Raw genomic sequence first — 6,838 nt, forward strand, 5'->3', positions numbered from 1 at the left:
GCGCTCGATGATCGTCCGCGACCAGGCAAGGAGCCAACGATCACGCCTGAGGCCAAAGCCTGGCTGGTGTCGCTGGCGTGTGACAAGGCCAAAGACCATGGCTATCCGCATGAGTTGTGGACGACGCGGCTCTTGGCGCGCCATGCGCGCGAACACGGGCCGGCGGCCAGGCATGGGTGTTTGGCCCATTTGGTCCAGGGAACTGTGTGCAAGATCTTCGGCCAAGAGGAAGCCAAGCCGCACAAGGTGCGTTACTATCTTGAAAATCGCGACGCTGAGTTCGAACAGAAGATGGCGGGGATCTTGTGCGTCTATCGTGATAGTCCAAGTCCTGAAGAAAGCCTCTGCCAAGGGAAAATGGCGGGGAAAGCCGGTGACGATCGTCTCCTGCGACGAGAAGCCGGGAATCCAGGCCATAGCAACGACGGCGCCGGATTTGCCGCCCAAGCCTGGTGTCCACGCCACCTTTGCGCGCGACCATGAATACAAACGCCATGGCACGCTCAGCCTGTTGGCTGGAATCAATCTGCTCACCTGAGGTCCACGCCGTTGTCAAAGATCGTCACCGCAGTCGAGAGTTCATCGAACTCCTCAAACTTATCGATGCCGTCTATCCGCCGAACACTGCGATCAAATTGACCCTCGACAATCATTCCTCGCACATATCGAGAGGAACCAGAGCCCGGCTCGCTACCCGACCGGTTGGACGCTTCGAACTCACTTTCACCCCCAAGCACGGCTCGTGGCTCAATCTCATCGAGGGGTTCTTCTCCAAGTTCGCCCGTTCAGTCCTGCGCCATATCCGGGTGGCCTCAAAACACGAACTCAAGGAGCGCATCATGGCTGGCATCGACGACATCAATCGCCATCCCGTCATCCACACCTGGTCCTACAAACTCGCCGACGCCGCCTGATATGATTCGAACCAAGAAAACGCTGAACAAGTTCTATTAAACAGGCTGTCAAGTTCTGCGATTAGCACCGACCCAGTCGATGATTCTGTAATGAACAATGCGCCGTCTGAACCAAAGGCGATATTCGTACAGGTCGAGCCGGCGCAGGATCTGATGCGGGCGATGCACTCACCATTAGCGGCGAGCACGAAAACATGCCCAAGTGATGCATGCGCAACAAACAGCTGTCCCTTGGCATCTATCGCCAATCCATCAGGACCGCTCGTTCCGAAAAATGAGCTGAACTTGCCGACCTTTGCGACGCCCCCATCTTTCGTCAGGGGCACGCGCCAGACGCAGTTGTCCCGGGTCATCGCCACGAACAGGACAGTCTCGCTGGGGTCGAGAACAAGACCATTCGGGCTTGGTCCGTTAGAGATCAGGCAATCAACTCGTCCGTCGGGTCGCAGGCGAAACACTCGGCCGCTTGGATCGTGTAGTCCGGTCTGGCCCTGGTCCGTAAAATAGATGTCGCCAGTCGACGCGATATGCAGGTCGTTGCAGCCTCTGAACGATTCGGAATTGCGGTGACCTAGCAGAGTGCGGATCGTGCCGCGACGCGCATCCAGTTCCATGAGGCCATTCATGTAATCGGCAACCAGGATGCGGCCATCAGGCGCGATCTTCAGGCCGTTTGGCCAGCCATCATATTCGATGACTAAGGACCAGCTGCCGTCGGTTGCAATCCTGAAGATGCGGCCGAAGGGAATGTCGACCAGATAGAGATTTCCGGACGCATCGAACGACGGCCCCTCGATGAAGCAGTCTACGGGCTTGCCGCCCCGATTGGCGTCCGCCCAATCTGAGCGAAGCCCGGGGCGACGAAATTTGGCCGGCATGGTCGACAAGACACGCGTTTCAATGACCCGTGGGGGGCCGTCGAGGTACATCATGGCGCGCTCTTCAGGCTTCGTTTCGGCTGCCCCTCGTATTTGTAGGCAAACAGCTTCGGCATGGGTCCTTTGTTGCGGTCCTTGCGTCCGGTCTGCTCCCACGCGTGCGCTAGAATGCCGACCGCGCGCGACAGGCAGAAGATGCCCCGCGCAAGGGGCGCCGCAAAGCCGAGTTCTCCATAAATCACCGCGGTAGCCCCGTCGATGTTCATGGGAATGAGCTTGCCCTTGCGCTTTTGCATGACGCGCTCAATCGCGCGCGCAGCGTTGGCGTAGCGACCACTCACAGCACCGTCGCTTACCGCGGCATCCACCAACGCGAGCAACGGTTCGGCACGCGGGTCAATGGGATGAAACCGATGACCGAAGCCAGGGAGATATTTGCTGCGCGTGCGGGTGAAGTGATCGATGGCATCGGCCGCAGCCTCATCGATGTGCCCGGCCTTGCTGCGTCGCAGGACCTCCTCGTACAGTTCGATCGCCTGCTCTCCGGCGCCGCCATGCACATCATCGAGCGTATTGATCGCAGACGCCATCGCCCCATTGAGCGGCAGCCCGCAGCTGACGGCCATCTGCGCAATGGCGATCGAAGGCGCGTGCGGTCCATGGTCGACGGAAGCGACCAGCGCAGCCTGCAAGAGCCTTTCCTGGATCGGTGCCGGAAATTCGCCGCGCAGCATCAACCAGATCATCGCGGGAAACGAAATGCGCCCGATCAATTCCTCGATTGGATATCCGTGGTAGGCGATGCGGCCTGGCGCTATGTCGCATATCGAGGTCCGCCACCAATGCGCAGCCCGCTCTCGTAGCTCTGTTTCGTTCATTCTGCTTTCCGATCGGACCGGCTTGCGCCGGTCTAGTTACCGAGTGCGCCAAATCGTTGATCTGCTCAGGCCGCCCCATCCGTCGCCGCACGGACCAGCGGAAAGTGCACCTCGCCCTGGCGTGGCGTTCCGGCGCTACCGCTGGAGATCATTTGCTCAATCTCCCGGTCAGTGTAGCCGAGCCGCGTCAGCCATCGTTCAGTGTCGGCGCCGAGACTTGGCGGCAGCGACGGGACTGGAAACTCCTCGTCCAGCCGAAAACCTGGGCGCGTGATCCGCAAGAGTGACTCGCCAGCCTGTTCAGTCGGTAGCGTCTCCACGAAGTTGCGGCCCAACAGTTGCGGCTGCTGCAATATTTGCGGAACGGTCAGCACACAGCCTGCCGGAACGCCAGATGCATTCAGCAGACCCTCCCATTCCTCGGCAGGCCGGGAACTTAAGGCCGCGTTCAATTCCTCATTCAACGACGTGCGGTTCAGCTTGCGCGCCTCGCGTTTTGCGAAACGCGGATCCGTCTTCAGATCCGACCGCCCGATCAAGTCGCAAAGGGTCCGGTACTGCTTCTGCTCGTTGGCAGCTATGTTCAGCGGGCCCGTCGCGGTGCGGAACGTGCCGGAGGGAGCGGCGGTGAAGTTCTCATTTCCCATCGGCTGCGGCTCCACTCCGGCGTTCAGGTGATTGGAGACGACCCATCCCATCGCCGCGATGGTCGCCTCAAGCAGCGACACGTCGATGAAGCGGCCACGGCCCGTATGTCGCTGCTCGACAAGCGCTGCGGCAACGGCAAATGCGGCCGTCAGCCCGCCGATGGTGTCAGAAATCGGGAAGCCGGTCCGCAGCGGGGCCGAGGCTGCGTCACCCGTCACACTCATGGCGCCAGAAAGGCCCTGGACGATCTGGTCGTAGGCCGGTCGGGCGGACCAGGGGCCGTTTTGCCCAAAACCGGAGATCGCACAATAGACGAGCCGCGGGTTGCACTTGCTCAAGATGTCGAAGCCGAGACCAAGCCTCTCCATGATCTTGGGCCGGAAGTTTTCGAGAACGACGTCGGCTTCAGAGACGAGCCGAAGAAACGCATCTTTGCCCGTTTGCGATTTCAGGTCGAGCGCGACCGACTGCTTGCCGGCGTTGACCGCGACGAAGGAGAGGCCCTGCAGACGCTCCGCCCTTTGTGGATCGCCGCCGAGGCGGCGCGCGAGATCGCCGCCATTCGGGTTTTCAACCTTGATGACCTCCGCGCCGAGGCGCGCGAGATGATAGCCGCAGAACGGGCCTGCCAATACGTTCGACAGGTCGAGGACGCGGATGCCTGTGAGCGGCAGGGACATCTGACAAAGCCTTCCGTTGAGGTGTTTTCGTCCGACGTTGCGGTCGTTATTTCAGCTGTTGCGCCGCGCGCTCAGTGAAGCGATTGGTAAAGGTCTTGCTGAGGTCGATGTTTGCCGTGGCGATCTTGGGATCGAAATCGCTCAGCACAGCGAGCGGAATCTTGGCTGCCTCGGCGTCCATCAGGCCAGTTTGGGAAAACAACGCTTTTGAAGCCTTCAAGATCTCGATGTTCACCTCGCGATTATCGGTCTTGTATCCGGCGGGGATCGCATCGACGAGTTGCTCGGTCGCCACCGAGTTGATCCAGCGGTGGGTCTTCAGCAAGGCGTTGACCAGCCGCTGCACGGTCTCGGGATTTTTGTCGATAAATGATTGCTGCAGGTAGAGGCAGGCGGTCGGATAGATCCCACCGAAGGCGGTCTTGGAGCCTTCGACCGTGCGCGCGTCGAACAGCGGCTTGGCTGTATTCTTCCTCGAGAGCAGCGTGGCAATCGGGTCGAAATAGACCAGTGCGTCGATGTTCCTGGCCTCGAGCGCCACCATGCCCGGCGCGCCGCTTCCAACCGCGATAATGTTGACGTCGCGAGGTCCTAACCCTGCTTTCTTGATGTAGTACCGTGCCATCGTGTCCGTCGACGAACCGGGAGCCGTGATACCGAGCTTGAGACCCTTGAGGTCAGCGCCAGTTTTCACCTTGTCGGCGAGATCGCTACGCACCCCGAGAAGAACCCCGGGTATGTCGTTGAGCAGGAAGACACAGGAGATCTCCTTGCCCTGCGCCTGCATCTGAACCGTGTGATCATAGAAGCCCACGGTACCGTCGACCGAGCCGCCGATCAGGGCCTGCAGCGCCTTGGAGCCGCCGGCCTGGAAATTCTCAACCGTGACATCGAGACCTTCCTCCCTGAAGGTGCCGAGCTTTACCGCAAGTTCGAGAGGCATGTAGTTCAGGATTTGAGAACCGACGGCGATCTTCAGTTGCGCCTTCTCCGGTTCGGCGGCATTGGCCGAACAAAGCCAAAGGCCGGTCGCGGCCACACCCAGGATCAGTCGCATCAATGCGCGCATGTGCATCTCCATGATTGACGAAGCATAAAGGTCAGGTCTCGTGAGCGGCCGGCGGCCGCCAGACGAGGAGCCGCTTTTCTGCGCGGTCGACGACGGCGTCGAGAGCAACGACGAAAGCGGACAACACGATGATTCCAGCGAACACACCGGTCGCATCGAGCACACCCTCGGCTTGCGCGATCAGGTGCCCCAATCCGGCGGATGAGCCGAGATATTCGGCAACGACGGCGCCCATGACTGCCATGCCGACGGATACCCGCAGGCTCGATAGGATCCAGGTGGTGGCGGATGGCAGATAGACGTGGCGCAACAACGAGGATTTGGAAGCGCGCAATAGCCGCGCGTTTGCCAGGACGACCGGATTGACCTCGCGCACCCCCTGGAAGGTGTTGAAAAATGCAACAAACAGCACCAGAGTCACGCCGAGCGCGACCTTGGACGTCAGCCCTAACCCGAACCAGATGACAAAGATCGGTCCTAGGAGGATCCGCGGGATCGCGTTGAAAATCTTGATGAATGGCTGAACAACGTCAGCGGCGAACGGATTCAGGCCGAGCCAGATCCCGAGCGCTGTGCCGATCGCAATCCCGACGATGAAGGACAGGATCGTCTCGACCAGCGTGGTGCCGACATCGGTCCAGAAATCGGCGGTCGACATCCACTCTTTTATTCGGCCGACGAGGGTCGACGGCGCCGGAAAGAAGAACGAATCGATGACGCCCGAATGTACGCCGAGTTCCCAGGTCAGGAGAAGCGCAAGGACGATGACGACCTGCGTGACAACGACCTTAGTTCTGCGTGGCATAGCTCTTCTCCACCTCAGTGCCGAGCAGCGACCAGATCTCGCGATAGAGGGCGACGAATTCGTCCGTGGTCTGCAGCACGGAAACGTCCCGCGGACGCGGCAACGTGATCTTGACGTTGCCGACCATCCGGCTCGCAGGTCCGGCGGACATGACGACCACGCGGTCAGCCAGGGTGATCGCCTCATCGAGATCGTGGGTGATGAAGATCAGGGAGCGTCGCTCCGCCTGCCACAGGTCGAGCAGAATGCGGTGCATCAGCCGGCGGGTGTGAACGTCGAGCGCCGAGAAGGGCTCGTCCATCAGGACGATCCTCGGCTCCATGATCAAGGTCTGCGCCATCGCGACGCGCTTGCGCTGCCCGCCAGACAACTGATGCGGATAACGCTCTTCAAATCCTTTCAGCCCAACTTTGGCGAGCCACGGCCGAGCCTGCGCGCGCGCTTGTTCGACCGACTTGCCCTGGAACACGAGGCCGAGGCCGACATTGTCCTGCGCGGTCTTCCACGGGAGCAGCCCTTCCTGCTGGAGCATGTAGCCGGACTGGTCGTTCAGTCCGGTGAGCGGCCTCCCGAAGATGCGCACGTCTCCCGACACGGGCTTTAGAAGTCCCGTGACAGTGTTCAGGATGGTGGACTTGCCACAGCCGGTTGGGCCTACGACCGCAACGAATTCCGTGTCGCCCACCTGGAGATTCATGCTTTTGACGGCGGTGAAGTCGCCGAAGCAGATCACTACGTCGTGCAAATCGACGGCGAGCGCCGGCTTCCCTTCCATAGTTTCGCTCCATAGAACTTGTTCTATTATTCGCTACAGATAACCGCGCGCACGAAATGAGTCAACATCATTCCGGCTAACAGAACCGGATTGTGCGGCACTAGTTCAGCGTTTTCTTGGTTCGAATCATATCAGGCGGCGTCGGCGAGTTTGTAGGACCAGGTATGGATGACGGGATGGCGATTGATGTC

The 6,838-nt window shown here is 60.2% G+C and carries 8 protein-coding genes; 1 reads left to right on the forward strand and 7 read right to left on the reverse strand.

From position 1 onward, the window contains the following. Nucleotides 1-447 (reverse strand): hypothetical protein (locus ABID58_RS37070; RefSeq protein ID WP_354037762.1); only part of this gene is annotated, 447 nt, incomplete at its 3' end. Nucleotides 448-494: 47 nt separating this feature from the next. On the opposite strand from ABID58_RS37070, the gene ABID58_RS37075 reads away from it, so the two are divergent. After that, entirely contained in the window at nt 495-914 is a 420-nt protein-coding gene (locus ABID58_RS37075) for a transposase (RefSeq protein WP_354037763.1), read from the forward strand. On the opposite strand, the gene ABID58_RS37080 is transcribed toward ABID58_RS37075, so the two are convergent. The 6 genes from ABID58_RS37080 to ABID58_RS37105 form a co-directional block, all read right to left on the reverse strand. Beyond that, nucleotides 890-1,846, reverse strand: a complete 957-nt coding sequence (locus tag ABID58_RS37080; RefSeq protein ID WP_354037764.1) for an SMP-30/gluconolactonase/LRE family protein — start codon at nt 1,844-1,846, stop codon at nt 890-892. The two genes, ABID58_RS37075 and ABID58_RS37080, sit on opposite strands and share 25 nt — an antisense overlap. Further along, complete coding sequence (locus ABID58_RS37085; protein ID WP_354037765.1) at nt 1,843-2,670, reverse strand: citryl-CoA lyase; 828 nt, start codon at nt 2,668-2,670, stop codon at nt 1,843-1,845. The genes ABID58_RS37080 and ABID58_RS37085 overlap by 4 nt, the downstream gene beginning before the upstream one ends. 65 nt (nt 2,671-2,735) lie before the next feature. Beyond that, nucleotides 2,736-3,998: a CaiB/BaiF CoA transferase family protein gene (locus ABID58_RS37090; protein WP_354037766.1), complete on the reverse strand. Its 1,263-nt coding sequence runs from the start codon at nt 3,996-3,998 to the stop codon at nt 2,736-2,738. A 46-nt stretch (nt 3,999-4,044) separates the two neighbouring features. Further along, nucleotides 4,045-5,067: an ABC transporter substrate-binding protein gene (locus tag ABID58_RS37095; RefSeq protein ID WP_354037767.1), complete on the reverse strand. Its 1,023-nt coding sequence runs from the start codon at nt 5,065-5,067 to the stop codon at nt 4,045-4,047. 31 nt (nt 5,068-5,098) lie between these two features. Next, entirely contained in the window at nt 5,099-5,872 is a 774-nt protein-coding gene (locus ABID58_RS37100; RefSeq protein ID WP_354037768.1) for an ABC transporter permease, read from the reverse strand. Continuing rightward, the gene (locus tag ABID58_RS37105; protein ID WP_354037769.1) at nt 5,856-6,647 is read right to left on the reverse strand and encodes an ABC transporter ATP-binding protein; all 792 of its coding nucleotides are present in this window, start codon (nt 6,645-6,647) and stop codon (nt 5,856-5,858) included. Before ABID58_RS37105 ends, ABID58_RS37100 begins: the two co-directional genes overlap by 17 nt. Nucleotides 6,648-6,838 lie beyond the last annotated feature (191 nt).

Source organism: Bradyrhizobium sp. S3.2.6, from assembly GCF_040546885.1.
In the GTDB taxonomy this organism is placed as follows: domain Bacteria; phylum Pseudomonadota; class Alphaproteobacteria; order Rhizobiales; family Xanthobacteraceae; genus Bradyrhizobium; species Bradyrhizobium cytisi.

Coding starts and splice junctions, on each gene's coding strand:
- ABID58_RS37080 (WP_354037764.1), bottom strand. CDS start 1,846: ATGATGTACCTCGACGGCCCCCCACGGGTCATTGAAACGCGTGTCTTG.
- ABID58_RS37090 (WP_354037766.1), bottom strand. CDS start 3,998: ATGTCCCTGCCGCTCACAGGCATCCGCGTCCTCGACCTGTCGAACGTA.
- ABID58_RS37100 (WP_354037768.1), bottom strand. CDS start 5,872: ATGCCACGCAGAACTAAGGTCGTTGTCACGCAGGTCGTCATCGTCCTT.
- ABID58_RS37075 (WP_354037763.1), top strand. CDS start 495: ATGGCACGCTCAGCCTGTTGGCTGGAATCAATCTGCTCACCTGAGGTC.
- ABID58_RS37085 (WP_354037765.1), bottom strand. CDS start 2,670: ATGAACGAAACAGAGCTACGAGAGCGGGCTGCGCATTGGTGGCGGACC.
- ABID58_RS37095 (WP_354037767.1), bottom strand. CDS start 5,067: ATGCGCGCATTGATGCGACTGATCCTGGGTGTGGCCGCGACCGGCCTT.
- ABID58_RS37105 (WP_354037769.1), bottom strand. CDS start 6,647: ATGGAAGGGAAGCCGGCGCTCGCCGTCGATTTGCACGACGTAGTGATC.